Genomic DNA, 20,017 nt, shown 5'->3' with positions numbered 1-20,017 from the left:
AAGTTGAAAAGAGGGACCTACATTTATGAAACATCGTTATTTACCAATGACGGAGCAAGATAAACAAGAAATGTTAGACGTAATTGGCGTATCCTCAGTTGATGAGTTATTTGGGGATATTCCAGAAAATGTACGTTTTAAAGGCCTATATGATATTAAAGAAGCAAAATCTGAATCAGCTTTATTAAAAGAATTAACGGCACTTGCTGCGAAAAATAAAGATACAAATGCTAACGTATCGTTTTTAGGTGCAGGCGTATACAACCACTATAAACCAATTATCGTGGACCATGTTATTTCTCGTTCAGAGTTTTACACAGCGTATACTCCATATCAACCAGAAATTTCACAAGGGGAATTACAAGCAATTTTTGAATTCCAAACGATGATTGCAGAGCTTACAGGTATGGATCTTGCAAACTCTTCTATGTATGACGGAGGAACAGCATTAGCGGAAGCGGGTATGCTGGCAGCTGGACATACACGCCGTAAGAAAATTTTAGTATCTGAGGCGGTTCATCCTGAGTATCGTGATGTCGTTGCTACATATGCATACGGTCAATCCATTGAAATTGTTACTGTTCCACAAAAAGATGGTGTGACAGATGTAGAAGCTTTAAAAGAACTAATTGATGACAATACGGCAGCTGTTATTACACAGTATCCTAACTTCTTTGGTCAAATAGAGGACTTACAAGTAATTGGCGATATTGCACATGAAGCAAAAAGTTTATTTGTCGTATCTTCAAATCCACTTTCACTAGGAGTTTTAACACCTCCTGGTAAGCTAGGTGCTGATATTTGTGTAGGGGACGCACAGGTCTTCGGTATTTCTGAAGCATTCGGTGGTCCGCACTGTGGTTTCTTTGCCGTAACAACGAAGCTAATGCGTAAAGTTCCAGGTCGTCTTGTTGGTGAAACAGTAGACGGTGAAGGTCGTCGTGGTTATGTTTTAACATTACAAGCGCGTGAACAACATATCCGTCGTGATAAAGCAACATCTAATATTTGTTCAAACCAAGCGCTTCTTGCACTTGCTGCTTCTGTAGCAATGACTGCTCTAGGTAAACAGGGCGTTCGTGAAATGGCAACGCAAAATATCGCGAAAACTCGCTATGCTAAAAATGCTTTTGAAGCGGCAGGCTTCACAGTAGCATTCCAAGGTGCTCACTTTAACGAAATCGTCGTGAAGACAAATAAATGTGTGAAAGAAATTAATAAAGGCTTAATTGATAAAGGAATCATCGGTGGATATCCTTTAGGTCAAACATATGACTCTCTAAAAAATCACGTGCTAATCGCAGTAACAGAATTACGCACGAAGGAAGAAATTGATGCACTTGTTGCGGAAATGGGGGCTCTTAATGCATAACGAAAATCAATCACTCATTTTTGAAATTTCCAAAGAAGGTCGCGTAGGCTACAGCTTAGAAGCACTTGATGTACCAGAGGTTGATCTTGCAGATTTACTGCCAGCAAACTTATTACGCTCGGAAGCAGCGGAATTACCCGAGGTATCTGAGCTTGATATTATGCGTCACTATACAGCACTTTCTCGTCGCAACCACGGTGTAGACTCTGGCTTCTACCCACTTGGTTCTTGTACGATGAAATATAATCCTAAAATTAACGAGGCTGTTGCACGAATTTCTGGTTTTGCAAATGTTCACCCATTACAGGATGAATCAACAGCTCAAGGTGCGATGGAACTTCTTTACGATCTACAAACTTCATTAGTTGAAATTACAGGTATGGATGAAGTGACATTACAACCAGCGGCAGGTGCTCACGGTGAATGGACAGCGTTAATGATGATTCGTGCCTACCATGAAGCAAACGGTGAAGGCCATCGTAATAAAGTTATCGTTCCTGACTCTGCTCACGGTACAAACCCAGCATCGGCAACTGTTGCAGGCTTTGAAACTATCACTGTTAAATCAGATGATAATGGTTTAGTAGATATTGAAGATTTACGCAAAGTAGTTGGTTCTGATACAGCTGCATTAATGCTAACAAATCCAAATACACTTGGTCTATTTGAAGAAAACATTATCGAAATGGCAGAGCTTATCCACTCTGTTGGCGGTAAAGTATACTATGACGGTGCAAACTTAAACGCAGTTATGAGTAAAGCACGTCCTGGTGATATGGGCTTTGACTGCGTACACTTAAATTTACACAAAACATTTACTGGTCCTCACGGTGGCGGTGGCCCAGGTTCAGGTCCAGTAGGTGTAAAAGCAGATTTAATTCCATTCCTTCCAAAACCAGTTTTAGTAAGAACAGAGGAAGGAACATATCACTTCGATTACGACCGTCCACAATCAATCGGACGTGTTAAACCTTACTACGGTAACTTTGGTATCAACGTACGTGCATACACTTATATTCGTACAATGGGTCCAGATGGCTTAAAAGCTGTAACAGAATACGCTGTACTAAACGCGAACTATATGATGCGTCGCTTAGAGCCATTCTATGATCTACCATATAACCGTCATTGTAAACATGAGTTTGTACTATCAGGTCGTCGTCAAAAGAAACTTGGCGTTCGTACTTTAGATATCGCAAAACGTCTGTTAGACTTTGGCTACCATCCACCAACAACTTACTTCCCATTAAATGTGGAAGAGGCACTAATGATCGAGCCAACAGAAACAGAATCAAAAGAAACATTAGATGCATTCTGCGATATTATGATCCAAATTGCAAAAGAAGCAGAAGAAAATCCATCAATCGTACAAGAAGCACCACATACAACAGTCGTAACTCGTCTTGACGAAACACGCGCTGCTCGTACACCAGTGCTTCGCTATCAAAAAGCATAATTAACTGCCTTAAAGCGTCCGATAAGTATTTAAATACTTGTTGGACGCTTTTTTATTTATTTTTGCTAGCCATTTTAAAGGCAAAAATAGGCGGTTCAATAAAGCCGAATTTAGAATAGAACTTGCATAGTGATGGATGGAAGTGTCAAAGTGATGGACAAAACCAGCGAATCGACGGATGGGAAGTCGAGAGCGACGGATAGGAGAGGGGAAATGTCGGTTAAACGTCCAAAATGGAGGGGCGTCACCGGAACGGTCGAGACACTTTGGAGCTGCTGCACCCAGGTCAGTACGTTCCAAAAGAAGTGTTCATAAACAAAACTCGAGGACATTTTGAAATAGAGCGAGCGTTCAGATTTCACCAATTTGCTCGCTACTTTGATCAGACGTGTGCGAATAGTTTGGATTTGAATCGCTTTATATTTTTTCTGGAAACTGAGTAAGCGTACTCAGTTCGTAAAATTATAGGCAAGTAGGCTTATCATCATACTTGCTTCATTGATGAAATTTTCCATATTGTCGGATGTGATGAACTCAATCAAGTAACGCCTGATTCGCCATTTGAAATTGATGAGTTGCTTGCATGTCAAAGCGCTTGAAGAATCTTGATAACGACGGTTGAGAAGTGAGTGCAGGTGTATCAAGCAATTGTGTAAAAATCAGATCATGTGTTAAACAGTCTGCCGAATCATCCTCATGATAACCTGCAATCAGCTGATAAATTTGTTAACGAAGTAGCTGTTAACCTTTTATAAAAGGCTATTACCTTATATTGACAAGGGAAAATTTGTTGTGTATTATGAGTTATAGATACCGACGGTCGGTATTAAAGAGGGGGAAGAAATATGGCAAGAAATAAATATCCAGAACAAACTTTAGAACAAATACTAACTGTATCAACAGTACTATTTAAAGAAAAAGGTTATGAAAAGACTAGTATACAAGATATTATTGACAAGTTAGGTATGTCGAAGGGAGCGATTTATCACCACTTCAGATCAAAAGAAGAAATATTACTTGCAGTGATGGAGAAACAATTTAGTTATGCTACACAAATGTTTGATAATTTGATTAATAATACTCAAGCAGCTAATTCTAAAGAAAAACTTACGAAGATTTTAGAACACATGGTAGCAGATCCCAAAGCACATTCCATAGACAGTATCTTGATCACGCAGATAAAAAATCCCCAATTTGTCGTGACAGGAATTAAAAATGGTGTGAATAAGGATGCACCTAGTATTGCGAAAATCATGTTAGAGGGAAAAGAGGATGGGTCAATTAATACGGATTTTCCAACTGAATGTGCAGAAATTTTTATGCTGTTAGTAAATATTTGGATTAATCCTATTCTATTTGAACGAGAACATGATGATACAGTTAATCGTTTAAGGTTTTTGCAACAGATGATGAAGGGATTGGGGGCGGATATTGTCAGTGATCAACTGATAAATAAACTATCTGAACATTATTCTGATATTGGAGGATACATTCAAAATGAATAACAATAAAATTGTAGTAAAAACAGAAAATCTGGTAAAAGTACTTTCTAATGTAGAAGTAATAAAAGGATGCAATATGACAGTTCGACAGGGGTCTATTTATGGTTTTTTGGGAGCGAACGGTGCGGGTAAAACAACCATTTTTAAAATTTTAACGGGTCTACTTACACCGACAGCTGGAAAAGTAGAAGTGCTTGGTATGGATGTTACTGTCAATAGGGATAAGATTTTAAGAAACATCGGCAGTATTATCGAAGTGCCTATTTTTTATGAACATCTTTCAGCAGAAGAAAACTTAAGTTTGCATATTGCTTACTTGAACAGAGAGGAGGTTGATATTTCTAAAGCTTTAGAAAAGGTAGGGCTTGTTAACACAGGTTCACAGCCAGTCTCCAAGTTTTCATTAGGGATGCGACAACGATTAGGAATTGCAAGAGCATTAGTCCATCAACCCAAATTGTTGATATTAGATGAACCGATAAACGGACTAGATCCTTCTGGGATTCGCGATATGAGAAAATTGTTTTTGGATATTGTGGATAATTATGGAATGACCATTCTGATTTCCAGTCATATTCTCAGTGAAATTGAGCAAATTGCTGATACAGTAAGCATCATTGTTGATGGAGTTATTAAAGGAGAAGCAACGTTGTCCGATATCAAAAAGCAGTATCCTGGTGGAATAGAGGAATTCTACTTTGAAATGATGAATAGGGGTGTCAAAATTGTTTAAATTAATGAAACTGGAGCTAAGACGAAATAATCTTAATACTTACATGAGGTTAAGTATGATTGGATGTATGTTTCTTATTGGATTTATCTATTTTGTAGCTATTGTAGCAAAAGTAGAAAATGAGCCGGATTTTCAAAATTATTCGAATATCTTTTTGTTCACTAGTATCATGAGTATGTTTTTTTTTTCCATCCTCTCCGCAACTATGTTTTCACGGTTTGTAATAGAAGAATATAAGGGGAAAAAGATGATACTTTTATTTTCTTATCCTGTCAATCGAAAAAAAATATTACTTTCTAAAATCGCGGTAGTTGTTGTGTTTTCAACTGCTTCAATGATTATCAGTAATATTCCTCCAATCGTTATTTTTAGTATTACTGAATCTTTCTCACCAATTGTTAATGATACGCTATCCTCAGAATTACTGTTTTCAGTCATTAAAACAATCATTATTTTGTCTATAGGTATGAATGGAATTACCTTAATTGCCATGAGAATAGGTTTTATCAATAAATCAATTCCTAGCACCATTGTGTCAGCTCTCTTGTTATGTGCTCTCTTTGGAAATGCTGTTATAGGCAGTTTTGAGAAAAGTACTTTAAGCCTGATTATATTAGCGATTTCTACAGCTGCAGGAATCATTGCCACAATGAATTTGATGGGGAAAATTAATAGAATCGAAGTGGAATGACTTTGCAAAAAATGACATTTTGATTATTACGTGTTGAAGATTGTTTTTGAATAGCTAAAATATGAAAAAAATAAATGAAAAGGAGAAAACGAAATGGTTGGATATAGTGAATTAATTGATAGAAAAAAAGTTTGTTTAGATCATACGATATCAGATATTGCACTAGATTGGATCACAGGTGATATTCATATTTTTGAAAATGAGAATGATGAAATAAAAGTTGTTCAAATCACAGATACAAAGTTTCCAGAACATAAACTTTTTCATCATACAGTAAAAAACGGAAAGCTTTCCATTACAGATGGTAGGAAAAAGAAGATACAAATTGGATTCAATCTTCATAAAACAAATTTGGAAATATATCTCCCTAAAAAACAATTTGATTCTATTTCTATTGACTGTACTGGAGTTAATTTGTTTGTTGATCATCTTGATACAATAAAATGCAAGTGTCATTTAACATCTGGCACTGCTAAACTTTCAGGGAAAATAGAGGAATTTACTTTCCATGCCATCGGGTCTAATGTATCGGGAGATTTTTTGGAAATTCAGAAAGTACACTTACAGACGACAGCAACTAAAATAGACTTTTCGGGGAAATTTTCAGAAATAAATGTCAACTCAACTGGTAGAACTATTAAAGTGAGTTCCTCAACTATGTTACAGGAAATCAAATCGACTTCTACAGGAGCAAATGTAAAAATAGAGATTCCAGAAAATGACGGCTTTTCGTGTCATTTAAAAAAACTTTCAGGAAACTTTAAAAGTGATTTTTCTTTAGTGCACTCTGGAGATTCTTATATATACAAAAATGGAAAAAATATATTTAGTGCAGAAATTAGAGGCGGTTCTTTTTCAATATCAAAAATTTAAAATACAACTAGTGATAACTGAAGTAGAATGCTACTTCAGTAAGTATCAAGAGAAGAAAGGTCTAGTGAGTTTTTACTTGATTTGACATATTATAATTCATCTTTATAAAGGAGAAAAAAACATGGAAATCCCATTTTTAGTAGGAACAGGAGTAGCTGTATTGGTGTTGTTAGTAGGGATTTTTGGATTAGTCAGTAAGAAGAACGGGAAACCCAACAAGTGGGCCTGGTGGTTGATAATAATTGCATGCTGTGCGTTTGTTAGTGCAATTATTAATTATGGCTTAATTTAAACAAATAATTATTGGGAGGCATTCTTGGAATTGGCTACTTTAAATAGAAACTTTGGAGTATTAGTTATTTGTCAAGTGATTACTTTATTTGGAAGCTCCATTCTAAGGTTTACATTATCATTGTATATCCTTGATCTAACTGGATCAGCAACAATATTTGGCTTAATATTAGCAATTTCAACAATTCCTACTATATTTTTAGCGCCTATTGGTGGTGCTATCGCCGATCGCACCAACCGAAGAAATTTGTTGGTAATACTTGATGTTATTAGTAGTGTCATAGTTGGCGGATTGGCAATATTTTTATTTACTAGTGAAACATCGATTATTCCGATGATTGGGATTGTTATGACTTTAATGATGATAGTTAGTGCTTTTTACCAACCTACTGTACAGGCAAGTATTCCTGTATTAGTGGAACAAGAAAAACTACTAGGGGCAAATGGTGTTGTGTCAGGAGTTTCTTCTATAACTAATTTTGCAGGTCCAGTTTTGGGAGGTCTTTTATATAGTATCTCAGGCATTGAAATGATCGTCATTATAACTTGTATCAGTTTTTTCCTCTCAGCTGTATTAGAGCTGTTCATAAAAATCCCATTTGAAAAGAGAGATCAACCTTATGGGGCAGTGAAGACAACTCTTCTGGATATTAAGGATGGAGTGTCATACATCGTAAAGGATAATCCATTTATATCCAAAGTAATATTAATAGCTGCAGCATTAAATTTATTTATTACACCACTATTTTTAGTAGGGATTCCGTATATTATCAAGATCACTTTAGGTATGAGCGATAGTTTATTTGGAATAACCCAAGGTGGTATTTCTTTGAGTATGATATTTGCGGCTATTGCAATTGGTATTATTTCAAAAAAACTTAAAGTAAATAATCTGTATCTCTGGTTTGTTGCAAGTGGATTTCTATTTATTCCAATGGCACTTACCATTTATCCTGAATTTGTAAATAATAATGGGGAAATAACCCTACAATACCTTATTTTCTTGTTAAGTTCAATGCTAATTATGTTCGCTATTACCATTATTAATATATTTATCATTACATTACTGCAACAACAAACTCCAAATTTATTGCTAGGAAAGGTAATGGCAATTTTAACAGCGGTTTCGACTTGTTCGGTACCTGTTGGTCAAGTATTATTTGGTACATTAATTGATAGATTTGCAGACTATGTATATACATTAGTATTTGCAGTAGCAGTTATAACAATCTTATTGGCATTAGTGACAAAAAGATTGTTTAGCACAGTTGAACAAGTTGATATCAATCAGAAAGTATCAGCGAGTAAATAAAAGTAGTAAATGTATACAAAGCAAAAGGTGGAGTAGAATCGAGGAATGAATGGTGAAAGATATTAAATTGTTTTGCTTACCTTATGCTGGTGGATCTGCTGTAATGTACAACTCACTTGAAAAATACATCAATGAAGTAATTGAAATTATTCCACTTGAGTATTCGGGACATGGAGAAAGAATTTTATTGTAATTTCAAAGAAATGGTCAGTGATATAGCAATAACTATTATAGAAAAATTAACTGATGCACCATTTGCCCTTCTTGGATATAGTATGGGAAGTTTAGTAGCATATGAAGTATACTATTTAAACCTTTTGATGAGCATAGTTGGATAGATGTGGGGATTGGTGGGTCTATTAGCCAGTCAAATACTTGAGCACCACTTAAACTAGGATATTCTTGAAGCCAGTTCACAATCCAATCGCGTTAAAGATCTAACTTTTTCTTTCGTTCAATTGAACCAAATTCTTCAACTGCTTCTTCAAATGTCATAGCCATATATTTATAAACTGTTTTTCGTGCTATTTCAACTGTTTAGCAATCTGTGATATTCGAAGTTTTTGTTCCCGTAACCGACGTATTTCTAGGTATAACATTAGCTTTTCCTATATTGGTTCAGCCCCTTGTAAAAGGGTAATTCTAGTTTACTAGAATTGGCTTTATCGGTGAAAAAGTGTTCAAATGAAATGAGCAAAATCTGTTGATTTTATTTTAGCGTTTATAATAGAACTATCAAAAAGATGGTTAGAACCGGCGAAATGACTTATAACACCAGCAAAGTGCCGGGAAAAAACAAAGCAACAGCTTCACATTGTGCCTAACACCACCATACGATGTAGAACTACTATAAGAGAACTATTTAATATAAGGGTGTACGTTGATATACTTACATTAATTTATATTTTAGTTAAAATAATGGTCGCAACCAAAAGTTGCGGGTGACAGTTGTTAAAACGTATGCCATTTATCTTTCACTAGTAGAAGACTCCTATCTCTAAGGTGGTGAAGTGTGCGGATGCGGTCCCCTATCAGTGGGGGTGTCCTAACACCTACTAAATGACAGGCGAAATCAACCACACGTTATGGTGATGATGTAATAAATTGTTCGTAATTCATGTGTTGAAAGGGATGATCGATCAAAAATGCAAGCGACTGAAGTTGAATTGGGCTTACCGGCAAACAGCGTTCTGAATGATACATATAAAATAAAAGAAGTTATTGCTACTAGTAAATTGTCCTTTGTTTATATTGCAGAAAATACTCAAGAAGGGAATCAGCTAATTATTAAGGAGTTCTTTCCGAATGACATTGCTTTACGGGATTTGGATAATAAAACAGTCATTAATCGTTTGCCTTCAACAAAGCAGAAATTCGAGGATTTAAAAGCTATTTTTCTAAATGAAGCGTTAATTATGCAGCAAATAAATCATCGTAATATGGTCAAATATATTGACCACTTTGAAGAAAATGAGTCGATTTATATCATCATGGAGTATTATGAAGGAACGTTATTGGATCAATATTTAAAGGATTATCCTATTAATGATAGAGTTCATTTATACACTAATATTTTTCTCCCTCTTATTGATGCTTTATGCTATTTACATAAGAAAGGCATACTCCATCGTGACATTAAACCAAATAATATTTTGATTGATTCTGAAGGTAATCCATATTTACTAGATTTCGGTTCAGCGACTTTTTACAAAATAGATGAAAATTATCAAATATTTACTAGCCCAGGATATTCTCCTCTTGAGCAATATTCGACTATATCTGAGCAAGGTGTATATACAGATGTTTATAGTTTAGCAGCAACATTTTATTATTCTTTGACTGATGTTATTCCACCTGATATATCGCAGCGGTTGATAGAGGATAATATTAAGAATGTAAGAATATACAATAATAAGGTGAGTACTCTTTTATCTCAAACTATAATGTGGGGGCTGGCCGTGCAAGCGAAGAAGAGGTGCTCTTCATTAAAATATATGAAATTGGTCATTACTATTGAAGATATTGTCAATAGGATAATGAACCATTTTAAGGAAAATAATTCAAACTGACCAATAATTTAGGTAATGTGATTCTATGTTATCATTTTACAATTAAAGGTAGGTGCTTACGAAGCAGCTTATGGTGTAAAAAAAATACGCTATAAGCTGTTTTTTAATAAAAAAAAATGAATACATACACTTTATTCGTTAAAATATCATAAATTTCTCAATGCTTATTTTTTACCATGCACCCAATTAAATACATTTATTTTACAAAATATTCAAATGTAAATATTGACAATATAATTAGATGTTGTATAGTTACTTTGTGATACATATTGTCATCAGTGATGTAGAAGTAGGTGGTTAAGAATACAATTCTAACTGTATATTCTTTATCTTGCGTTACCATTTTATTACTTAATAGTCATTTTTTTATTTAGTGCTCACTGATGATTATGCTTACTCGAAATTCGTTACAAAAGGGAGGGATGGCTGTATAATCATACGGCCGACTGAATGGAGATTATTAGTCAAACAAACAGAACCATGCTCTTTGAGGAAATTAATCCGGAAAAAATGGATTTAATTACGCTTGTTGGAGATGTAAAAGGAATTGACAGCCTTAGTGATGAAAAGATCAAAGAAATGAATGAATACCTTCTTGTCAAAAGCTTCGATGAATTTTTAGACAAGTTTTCTCCAACGGTTTATTCATTCTACAATGCTGCTAACCAAAAGGTTATGTATACATTAAAGAAACCAGAAGGAATTCAAGATGACTGTATTTCTGAAATAGCAATTGACCAAAATAATGATTTTTTGAAAATGCTCTTTACTCTAATTGATACGAAAAGAAGTCAGGGTATTGCGAATGTTGATTTTAAATTTGAAAATTTGCTAGATATGATCTCTCCTAAAAAGGTTATGGACGACATTCGACAAGTCAGAAAAGAAATCCATTACCTATACGGTGAATATGACAAATTAGATGACGGTGATCCAAAAAAATTGGATACAGGGGACAAGCTAAACTTGATGTTTGAAGTAGCAAGTAGAAATTACAACAATGTCATGGCGATGCTTCCTTTAGCAATTGAGGATATTAAAACAAGACTATTGTTAGGTGTTAATCAGGATGAAGATGAATCCGAAAAATTACAAATTGGGACACTTTCTATCGGTGATAATGGTGAATTAAAAATCATAGAGGCACCGCAAAATAATAGCTCAGAACTGATGGTTATTGAAGAAAATAGTAACTATGGTTTAAGCACAGTTTTTGAAGAGGATTATGAGGCGATTACAGAATCACCATCCTCCTATGTCAAAGATTTAGTCGTTAGAACTTTCTCTCCGTTACCAGCTGTGAAGGCAGAATTTGATGTAGAGACTGAAGTACAAAATTACAATACATACTTAGAATTCTATAAGGATGCTAAGGATGAATTTGTAAAAACTGTAAAGCCATTAATGGAAAAGCTATTGGGCGTAAAAATGTACTTCGACCAGTATGCAACTAAAAACAAAGGTATGCAGCCTTCGTTACTTGTAACGAACACAAAGTTAGATATGCTCGTTAAAAGTAATAATCTACCACGATTACGCACGTATTTAAATACAGTTAACTCGAAAAATGACTTTACAGATACGGTGTGGTATGGAATTGTTCCTGCTCTGGAACTAGAGGCATCTGGAAAAATGAAAGTAAGCAGAGCTAGATTTAAAGGGAACGATAAGGTTGCCAAGCAAGAAGGCAATACAATGGAATCGTTATCTATTCTTTTAGATACTGTGAAAGATTATAAAGTACAGATCTTCTTCAACTTCATGGCGGAAGAAGAAACGACTTTCAGTGGAATTGCTACTGCAGGTATTGATCGCCTAATCGATAAATGCTCAGTGCTTGTTCGAAAAGATTATAGTGAGTTTGCGATACCATGTTTACCGAACTTCACTATTATTCCTAAAGATAAATCAGGTGTAATCATTGATACAAGAATGCAGACAACAGAAAATGGAGCACGATTATCTAAAGAGAAAGAGGATATTTTAAAACTTTGGATAGAGGGCGTCTATGTTGGTGCTAGCTATGTAGCAGCAGGTATCGTTTCAGCTTATCAATGTCCAGAATATTTGAAAGACTCATTCAGAAGTGTTCAGAGAAATTATCCTGGTGTACGATTCGATATCGAAGCGGGTGATAACTCACTTAAAGCCGTTACAACAATGGCAAAAGAAATCTCAGGATTTACTAATAATATTAAAGATGCTATTAACAGCAGAAGCTTTGGCTTTGTATTCTCTTCGGAAAATGCGCAGCTGCAAGATAAAGATATTAAACGTATTACTGTGTATAAAGCTAGAAGTCTAGCGATGGAAGAAGATGGATTTGATTCAATCTACAAAACACAAGTTAGTACGTATATTGAGAGAATTTTACGATTCCAATCAGGCGACTTTAAGCACGAAAATATCGTTCGATTCTTTAGTAATAATCCGAGTAGCCAAAAAAGCAAATGGCTTCAAGAAAAAGGCTATGTAAACTCCATTATTCACGATGGAGATGACATCGGCTACATTATCGATGAAAAAACAAGCACATGTCAGATTGACCTAGTGTTTAACGGTAATGTGAAGAATCTTGAAGTCATGATTACAAAGGCAAGTAGTGCTGTTAAGGCCTAACAAGTTTACACAGACAATCAAAAACTTTTTAACTTCTTTCAGCATATCTCTTTTGTACCGAAAGCGAAGCGGCAGGTACAGAAGTCTCCCACCTCTATAGGTGGTGAGATGAATGCGAATTTAAGCTACTTTTCAGCGAGTATCCAAACACCCGCTGAAAGAAGTTAAAGCCTCCGGCGGATGTCACGGAATCGGAAAGGAATTCTTTGTGCAAGCACAAAGCCGATTCCGGACGCAATTATGCCGAGGCATAATTGATGTAGTATGTTTAAGATTTACACATAAATCTTTTAACATAAATAGAATTTTCCATAAATTTGCAAGGTGAAAACATTACATATTTCTTCATGCTTAATGTGTTTGCATTAGGCGTGGAGAAATGCATACAGCTAGTTATAAATTCACCTAAAGCAATTTATTGAGACGATTCAACAAATACTAGGAGGTACTAAAAATGGGTTTTGTATTAAAAGTAGAAGGATCAGAAGCAATTGAACTAGGGTTAGATAGCATTATGTCTGTTCAGTATGAAACAGACACACCAGATGACTCTAACGCACGTTCTACAGATGTAGGAGCAACTTTAAAAATAAGAGGTAAAATCCTTACTGCAACTGATGGTGACAATTCTGATGATACGATGAAATTAGGATTATGGTCATTAGTACCAGCTGAAAAAGCTGACTGTTACCGTAAAGTAACTTTAGAAGTTATTTCTGCTGATCAAGTAGTAAGAAAAATTAATTTCCCAAATGCTTTTGTCGTTGACTATTCAGAAAAATATGGTGACACAGAAGGTATTGGTGAATTTTTCTTATTCATTAAGCAAAAGAAAGACAAAACAGACTTGGCGAAAATCGAAGGCGGCTACGCTGTCTAAGATTGCTGCTTGATAGACACTCCACATTATCTAAGGGACTTTCATAGTTCCTTAGATAATTTTGAATAATCCTAATACTGGGGATGAAAAACATGAAAACGCATTATGAAACTTTAGGTGTCAGTAGAGATGCTACACCAGAACAAATAAAACTCGCTTATCGAAAACTATCCAAAAAACATCATCCAGACGTGAGCGGTGGAAACAAAGAATCTGAAAAGATTTTTTTAGCAGTGACAGAGGCATACAAAGTACTGAAGGATCAAGCTTCAAGAGAAGCATATGATGCTCAACTAGATGGAGCTGGTCAAAGTTGGAGTAATGGACAAACTTATGAAAAACAGTCGACACGCCAACAGTCTACTGAAAAAAAGCCAGATTTTAATATGAGTAATATTGAAAAAAACTTTGAGCATTTTTTTGGCTTTAATCCTAAAACGAAAGAAATGGGATCAACCCTTAACAAGAATGCAAAGAAGAATCCACTAGATACAACAGATTTATTTGAACGTTTTTTTAACAAGTAAAACGAAGCCATAGCTAGTATGAAGGAGTGTGATACCATGTATGGTCAAAATTCAATGGATGCATACACTGAAAACGCAAAGAAACAAATGATTATAAAAGTTATGGATATCATTATTGTCATAATCGCCTTCTTTTTCATTCTTTACGTATTTGTCATGAATCAGGAGTTTATGTTGAAAACAATTATTGGACTTATGTTGGTCATACTAGCAATTGTTTATGGCTCTGTTAAGTATGAAGCAAGAGATAAAAAAGATGATGTGACAAACAAAAAAATTCGAAAATTAGTTCTCCTCAATGATCGAGGAGCTGAAATAGATGAATGGGAGATAGATGACCAAACATCATTACTTATTGGGAAAAGTTCAGCTGACAATAAGGCAGATATCGATTTAAGCGGTACAGAATATGAATCGCTTATCAACTATGAACATGCCGTATTAAACAATGTTTCTGGAGTATGGTACATAGAGGATATTGATTCTGTAAATGGTGTTGGACTAAAAAAAGCTCATAAGCGCGTTAAAAATAGAATACAACACGAAAGCCCTTACCCAATCGGTAATGGAGACATGATATACATAGCAAATACGCGAATTTTAGTGAAATAGAGACAACTAAATTCGTAACATAGACGGGGGATAGCGAAAATGAGTTTGATTAGATGCACAAATGGTCACATGTTTAGTTCCAGAAGACATAGAAATGTATGTCCGTATTGCAACGTAATGGTGGAACAAGAGCAAAGACCAAGTAGTCAGCAAACAGCTGTAGCAGAGCTAGATGATAAAACGATGCCATACCTTGGAGAAATGGATGGAATTGATCCGGTAACGGGATGGTTAGTTTGTATTGAAGGGCCTCAAATGGGTCGAGATTATCGAATTTTATCGGAAAAAAACTTTATTGGTAGAGCTGAGGATATGCACATTCGTATTGTTGGAGATAATTCAATTTCTCAGCGCAACCATGCAGTCATTGTTTATGATCCTAAAAAAAGGAATTTTTATCTACTTCCAGGAGATGCATCAGGCTTAGCTTATCTTAACAATGAAGCGATTTATACGCCAACGGAGCTTGCAGCGTATGATGTGATTCAGTTAGGCAGAAGTATGTTTCTTTTTATTCCCTTATGTGGTGTTCACTTTGAATGGGAAAACAACAACAGTGAGGAATGATGACGAATGGATCAGAAACTACTGCCATACATAATTGCGCTTATTTTTATCGTTGTACTCATTGCATTATTAATCATTAGAAACATGCTTGCGCCACAAAATGAAAAAAACAAAGTAGCAATCGGAAATGGACAAACGATTGGCAGACGTGATGAGCAGGATGACTATTTCTCTACAGCTGAAACGAAAGATGGAACAATTGCTGTCCTAGCAGATGGCATTAGTGGCTTAGCAAACGGTAGAATGGCAAGTACGGTTGCTGTCAATACATTTATTGAAGAATTTAAAAAGCTTAGCGGTCTAAATACGCTAGAAAAATTTTTTAAGGAGGCCGCTTTTGCAAGTAATCATATGATTGTCGAAAATTTAAATGGCTCGAACGGTGGTACTACATTAGTGGCAGCCGTTATTGATGATAACGGATTTCTTCACTGGGGAGCCGTTGGAGATAGTGTCATAACCATTTTTCGAAACGGAGAATTTAAGGCAATCAATCAAAAGCATATTTTTGAATCAGTGTTAACTGAGCGATATATATCTGGTGAAATATCTCAGCTTGAGGTGCAGGAAAATCCTTTGAAAAAGAGACTTATCAATTATTTAGGGTATGAAGGCTTTAAAAATATGGATATAGGAAAAAGTCCAATTCCGCTAAATAGAGGGGATAAGGTATGTCTATTTAGTGATGGAGTCTATGATACTTTAACAGAGGTTGAAATGGAAAAAATTCTCTCTCAGCAAGCTACTCCCTATGATATTGCTCAAGACATGATAAAAGCCGTTGAACAAAAACGCTTAAAAAATCAAGATAATGCAACCATCGTTATTCTAGAAAAAACATGGTAATCATTTTACTTGTCGTCTTTAAATGAGTCAGTAAATAAGGAGGAGTAATCATGAGAAAGGAAAATAGCAACTTTAAAACAAGCTTTTTATCCGAAGCGGGCTCATTTTTGCAAAATAAAGATTACTTTGCCTATACAGAGCTGGACGATATAGCCTGCTGGGTAGCTATAAAAGGATTAGATTCTGATCAGGAAATAAGTAGTGCAGAGCTTGCTGTAAAGGCAATTTTAGAAAAATTTATGGAAAAGCCATCTATGTCTAGAAGAAGCATTAAAAAATATTTGAAAAATGCGCAAGACATACTTCAAGCTCAAAGCTTAAGGGTGAGATTGAAAGCTAGTATTGTCATGGTTGTCTCAGATTACTCAAAGATGATTGTGGCAGTTGCCGGAAATTCGAGACTGTATCATTTCCGTAATGGTACTTTATCGTATAAAAGCACAGACCAAAGCTTAGCACAAGAGATCGTGAATAATAGGAATCGTTCGCTCGACATTAGCCAGCATGAGGAAAGAACCAATTTACTAAATTATCTTGGTAAACCAAAAGATTTTCAGCCTTTTGTTTCTAAGAAAATGAAGTTAATGGATGACGATGTACTAGTGCTTTGTACAGCCGGCTTTTGGGAAGATGTCAATGAAATTGAAATGGCAGATGCGTTGGAAGAAGCAAAAGAGCCTGAGCAATACATTGATTTATTAGAAGAGGTTTTGTTAAGTAGGCAAAAGAAAGTTGTTAATAATTACACAATTGCAGCTATATTTGCTAACAAGGTTTATCAGGAAACAAATAAGAAAAGAATGAAATACATCAAAATGATTGCAGCTGCATTAGTGCTAGCTTTGGTCGTAGGTGGAGGCACGATTTTTTATCAGGCAAAACAAGCTAAAAAAATGGCTGAATTAACCGTAGAGATGAAAGATCATGAAAAGAGCGGAAACCAGTATTTTCAAGATGGAACTTATGATAAGGCACTGCTGGAATATAGCGAGGGCAGGAATGCGGCTAAAAAATTGAAGGATCCAATACATAGAAATATACTAGCTAGAAAATTAAGAGTTACCGATCTGATTATTAGTGGAGATAAATCCGCGGAAGAAGGTAAATTTAACGATGCGCTTGAGTCATATGAAAAGGCTAAAAAAGAAGGAAAGCTTATTAAAGACTTTGGGAAAGGAGTAGTTGAACAAAGAATCGCCAATATGGATACTATTGTACAAATTGCTGAAGCTGTGAAAGATGGAGATTTCCGATTTGAGGCAGAGGATTACAATGGGGCTCTTGAAACGTATCAAAAGGCAAGAAAAAAAGCCCTGACAATTGCCTATACTGGGGAACCTGAAATAAAGACAAAAATAGAAGATACAGAGGCTAAAATTGCTGAATTAAAAAAGGCCCAGAAGGAATTAAAGGCTGAGGGCTTAGAAAAAAGCGGAGATCAGAGCTATGCACGCCAAGAGTTTGGGAAAGCGATTGAATATTATACACTTGCACAGGAAATTTATCAGGAAACAGAGCTACTGTCGAAGGTTTTAGGTCTTGAGCGAAAGGTTATGAATACCAATGATAAATTAAATCCTCCTCCTCAACCGCAAACTGCTGATAATGCAACACCGCCTACGAATGAAGGGACAGCTGCCAGTGAGCCATCTAATGCTGAAGTGATGAAAGAGGGAAAATAAATTGATGAAAGAGCTCATGATTGAACGGTTACGCAAAATAGAAGATTTAGAGCAACGTCAACTGCTAAAGGATATTGTCAGTGGCGTTTTTGTAAATTTAATCGATTATCAGGATGAAATGAACAAAAGGCTCGAGGAGCGCATATTCAACGAAATGGATGATGTTGAGAATAGGTTTGATATTTATGTGACGCTAAGTTCTAAGGAGGATGTTGACCCTATTCATGAATGCTTATTCCCGATGCGACCAGCTGATTTAGAAAGTAATTCAATCAGTATTAAAAAAATGCTTGAAGCGTTTAAAAACAATGGATCGGCAGAACTGTTCACATTATTTTTAGAATGTGATTCCATGCAAATTCAACAGTTACTTACGGAGCAGCGACTCTTTAGTGGAAAGCTAGAAACGACAGAAGGACAAGTAGAGATTAAGGTCAGTCTTACACAAAATACGGACTATTTACAAGAGATTAACAAGCTTTATCCGCTTTTCCAAATAAATGGCTTACCATGGAAAACAATTAATCATCCATTCGTCTATAAATTTTTTAATATCAATTTAGTAGATTGTCCACCTTTAAATGAGGATGCCGAAATTACAGAAATAATTGTTGACTTAGAGGAGTATGAGCAAGTAAAACGACTGAATATGGTTCCACTATGGAATATTGAACGTCATGAAGTCAAAAATGTCGGTTTTCCCATTCCTGCAATCGATAAGGTGAATTATGAACATGTCCTTTCCATACGTAAAATCGGCAACGAGCATGGCTATCTTGTTGAGGCCGAAGAGGATAATGTTCGTTACGTTAAACGTTCAGACAATGAATTAACAATTGTTTCACCCCGAGATAAGTCAGGGGTTTGGCAGTTAATAAAAATTGCAAAAATGGAAGATGAGAAAATCGGGAAATTAAATTACGAGCTTGTATCAAATAGAAGAATTGAGCATTTTATACACAAATTCGCTAACAAGTATACGGCTAATGTTAAAACGAAGGGCGAAATTACGCGTATGATTAATTCTTTCGAGGCTGCTGACAGCTTTGAACTTATAGATGTCGAAATAGTGGACGCCTATTCTGGAACAAGCTTTACTCATTCTGCGAACACTTTCTTAACGGAAATGATAGGCGAAAATAATCATAAAAAAACGATGCTACTAAAGTTTAAGGCGAATGAGGAGAGAAACTTTATTGCAAACGATATTTTAAGCTTCCTCGTATCAGAAGTGCAACGGCATTTCTTTGAATATGAATGTGTAGGTGTTTGGCTATGAACTATATTTGGGATTTGCTCATTAAAGCTGAGGATGAAGGCCTTTCTAAAAAGGATATCTATTTTCATCTTGCCGAAACCTATTCACCTTATATGGAACTTAGTCCACAACTATTAAATGCACAGTATGTTGAACAGCACGTTGAAGTAAATCCATATTATCGCTATTACGGGATTTTTAATGGTCTCTTCCATCCAGATAATTTTGCGGATATTGAGTTTAGGAATTATCTTTTAGATACCGTATTGCATTTTTTAGCTGAAATTGATCGTATGCAGGGCATGAATAAACGAGAGTTCTATATTCGTTTTATCTTAAGAGAAATCGAGGCCGATGTATTTGGTAAATTAGTGCGTGACAATATTCATGCCTTTACGAAAAAGGAGCAAGAAATAGTTGCGCTCAACATGCTAAGACTGTACCGGACAGGTGAAGAAATTTACTTATTAAAGGATACGCTGAAAAGGCTTTTTAAAAATTGCATGATTTATGTGAAATCGGAAGACCAGGATGAGCTGCTTTTATACATTCGTCAAAAGCAGACAGAACAAAATCAGCAAAAGGTCCAGCTTGTACAAGAAATTTTTCTGCCAATAGGCTTTCATATGGAGGTTTATTGGCAATATCACTTTGGCATTATTGATGCAGAGGAAACAATGAAGCTAGATCGAATAGCTCTTTACTAAACAGAGCAGAGGAGGGATTC

General features: G+C 35.5%; 21 protein-coding genes and 1 pseudogene. 20 read left to right on the top strand and 2 right to left on the bottom strand.

The window, feature by feature from the left end:
• Positions 1 to 25: 25 nt before the first annotated feature.
• The gene (gcvPA, locus tag ACQKOG_RS18800) at positions 26 to 1,372 is read left to right on the top strand and encodes an aminomethyl-transferring glycine dehydrogenase subunit GcvPA (RefSeq protein ID WP_427447896.1); all 1,347 of its coding nucleotides are present in this window, start codon (positions 26 to 28) and stop codon (positions 1,370 to 1,372) included.
• On the top strand, positions 1,365 to 2,828 hold the full coding sequence (gene gcvPB / locus ACQKOG_RS18795; RefSeq protein WP_415731455.1) for an aminomethyl-transferring glycine dehydrogenase subunit GcvPB: 1,464 nt from the start codon (positions 1,365 to 1,367) through the stop codon (positions 2,826 to 2,828). The genes gcvPA and gcvPB overlap by 8 nt, the downstream gene beginning before the upstream one ends.
• A gap of 266 nt (positions 2,829 to 3,094) precedes the next feature.
• Here gcvPB and ACQKOG_RS18790 read toward each other — a convergent pair.
• Together ACQKOG_RS18790 and ACQKOG_RS18785 are read right to left on the bottom strand one after the other, a co-directional pair.
• Positions 3,095 to 3,331, bottom strand: a pseudogene (locus ACQKOG_RS18790) (transposase); the annotation flags it as partial.
• A 31-nt stretch (positions 3,332 to 3,362) separates the two neighbouring features.
• Positions 3,363 to 3,491 carry a hypothetical protein gene (locus ACQKOG_RS18785; protein ID WP_427447931.1) on the bottom strand — a complete coding sequence of 43 codons (129 nt, stop codon included), beginning with the start codon at positions 3,489 to 3,491 and terminating at the stop codon, positions 3,363 to 3,365.
• Between the two features lie 182 nt (positions 3,492 to 3,673).
• Here ACQKOG_RS18785 and ACQKOG_RS18780 point away from each other — a divergent pair, with 182 nt between their 5' ends.
• The 18 genes from ACQKOG_RS18780 (at position 3,674) to ACQKOG_RS18695 (ending at position 19,997) form a co-directional block, all read left to right on the top strand.
• Positions 3,674 to 4,333 (top strand): TetR/AcrR family transcriptional regulator, encoded by a 660-nt coding sequence (locus tag ACQKOG_RS18780; protein WP_427447893.1) that lies wholly within the window; start codon positions 3,674 to 3,676, stop codon positions 4,331 to 4,333.
• Positions 4,326 to 5,063, top strand: a complete 738-nt coding sequence (locus ACQKOG_RS18775; protein ID WP_427447891.1) for an ABC transporter ATP-binding protein — start codon at positions 4,326 to 4,328, stop codon at positions 5,061 to 5,063. The genes ACQKOG_RS18780 and ACQKOG_RS18775 overlap by 8 nt, the downstream gene beginning before the upstream one ends.
• On the top strand, positions 5,056 to 5,754 hold the full coding sequence (locus ACQKOG_RS18770) for an ABC transporter permease (RefSeq protein ID WP_427447889.1): 699 nt from the start codon (positions 5,056 to 5,058) through the stop codon (positions 5,752 to 5,754). The genes ACQKOG_RS18775 and ACQKOG_RS18770 overlap by 8 nt, the downstream gene beginning before the upstream one ends.
• A 93-nt stretch (positions 5,755 to 5,847) precedes the next feature.
• Positions 5,848 to 6,627 (top strand): DUF4097 family beta strand repeat-containing protein, encoded by a 780-nt coding sequence (locus ACQKOG_RS18765; RefSeq protein WP_427447887.1) that lies wholly within the window; start codon positions 5,848 to 5,850, stop codon positions 6,625 to 6,627.
• A 121-nt stretch (positions 6,628 to 6,748) separates the two neighbouring features.
• On the top strand, positions 6,749 to 6,919 hold the full coding sequence (locus ACQKOG_RS18760) for a hypothetical protein (protein WP_370080635.1): 171 nt from the start codon (positions 6,749 to 6,751) through the stop codon (positions 6,917 to 6,919).
• A 30-nt stretch (positions 6,920 to 6,949) separates the two neighbouring features.
• Positions 6,950 to 8,230: an MFS transporter gene (locus ACQKOG_RS18755; protein ID WP_427447885.1), complete on the top strand. Its 1,281-nt coding sequence runs from the start codon at positions 6,950 to 6,952 to the stop codon at positions 8,228 to 8,230.
• A 49-nt stretch (positions 8,231 to 8,279) separates the two neighbouring features.
• Positions 8,280 to 8,423: a thioesterase domain-containing protein gene (locus tag ACQKOG_RS18750; RefSeq protein ID WP_427447883.1), complete on the top strand. Its 144-nt coding sequence runs from the start codon at positions 8,280 to 8,282 to the stop codon at positions 8,421 to 8,423.
• Positions 8,401 to 8,568 (top strand): thioesterase domain-containing protein, encoded by a 168-nt coding sequence (locus tag ACQKOG_RS18745; protein WP_370080641.1) that lies wholly within the window; start codon positions 8,401 to 8,403, stop codon positions 8,566 to 8,568. Before ACQKOG_RS18750 ends, ACQKOG_RS18745 begins: the two co-directional genes overlap by 23 nt.
• An 807-nt stretch (positions 8,569 to 9,375) precedes the next feature.
• The gene (locus ACQKOG_RS18740; RefSeq protein ID WP_370080643.1) at positions 9,376 to 10,299 is read left to right on the top strand and encodes a serine/threonine-protein kinase; all 924 of its coding nucleotides are present in this window, start codon (positions 9,376 to 9,378) and stop codon (positions 10,297 to 10,299) included.
• Between the two features lie 450 nt (positions 10,300 to 10,749).
• Positions 10,750 to 12,918: a transcriptional regulator gene (locus ACQKOG_RS18735; protein ID WP_415731461.1), complete on the top strand. Its 2,169-nt coding sequence runs from the start codon at positions 10,750 to 10,752 to the stop codon at positions 12,916 to 12,918.
• Between the two features lie 454 nt (positions 12,919 to 13,372).
• Positions 13,373 to 13,798 carry a membrane-associated protease 1 gene (locus tag ACQKOG_RS18730; RefSeq protein ID WP_370080647.1) on the top strand — a complete coding sequence of 142 codons (426 nt, stop codon included), beginning with the start codon at positions 13,373 to 13,375 and terminating at the stop codon, positions 13,796 to 13,798.
• 92 nt (positions 13,799 to 13,890) lie between these two features.
• A complete protein-coding gene (locus ACQKOG_RS18725; protein WP_427447880.1) occupies positions 13,891 to 14,325 on the top strand; it encodes a J domain-containing protein in 435 nt (144 codons plus the stop codon).
• A 36-nt stretch (positions 14,326 to 14,361) separates the two neighbouring features.
• Complete coding sequence (locus tag ACQKOG_RS18720) at positions 14,362 to 14,937, top strand: FHA domain-containing protein (RefSeq protein ID WP_370080651.1); 576 nt, start codon at positions 14,362 to 14,364, stop codon at positions 14,935 to 14,937.
• Positions 14,938 to 14,976: 39 nt separating this feature from the next.
• The gene (locus ACQKOG_RS18715) at positions 14,977 to 15,504 is read left to right on the top strand and encodes an FHA domain-containing protein (protein WP_376075819.1); all 528 of its coding nucleotides are present in this window, start codon (positions 14,977 to 14,979) and stop codon (positions 15,502 to 15,504) included.
• Positions 15,505 to 15,510: 6 nt separating this feature from the next.
• Entirely contained in the window at positions 15,511 to 16,350 is an 840-nt protein-coding gene (locus ACQKOG_RS18710; protein ID WP_427447877.1) for a PP2C family protein-serine/threonine phosphatase, read from the top strand.
• Positions 16,351 to 16,400: 50 nt separating this feature from the next.
• Positions 16,401 to 18,032, top strand: coding sequence for a serine/threonine protein phosphatase (locus ACQKOG_RS18705; RefSeq protein ID WP_370080657.1), 1,632 nt, complete (start codon positions 16,401 to 16,403; stop codon positions 18,030 to 18,032).
• 4 nt (positions 18,033 to 18,036) lie between these two features.
• Positions 18,037 to 19,311, top strand: coding sequence for a normocyte-binding protein (locus ACQKOG_RS18700; RefSeq protein WP_427447929.1), 1,275 nt, complete (start codon positions 18,037 to 18,039; stop codon positions 19,309 to 19,311).
• Positions 19,302 to 19,997: an iron-dependent peroxidase gene (locus ACQKOG_RS18695; RefSeq protein ID WP_370080659.1), complete on the top strand. Its 696-nt coding sequence runs from the start codon at positions 19,302 to 19,304 to the stop codon at positions 19,995 to 19,997. Before ACQKOG_RS18700 ends, ACQKOG_RS18695 begins: the two co-directional genes overlap by 10 nt.
• The last annotated feature ends 20 nt before the right edge of the window (positions 19,998 to 20,017 follow it).

Origin of the sequence: Lysinibacillus sp. NPDC093216 (assembly GCF_050280325.1) — a bacterium.
Lineage (GTDB): Bacteria > Bacillota > Bacilli > Bacillales_A > Planococcaceae > Lysinibacillus.
The sequence above is the reverse complement of the archived record's forward strand: the minus strand, read 5'-3'. Positions and strand labels throughout refer to the sequence as shown.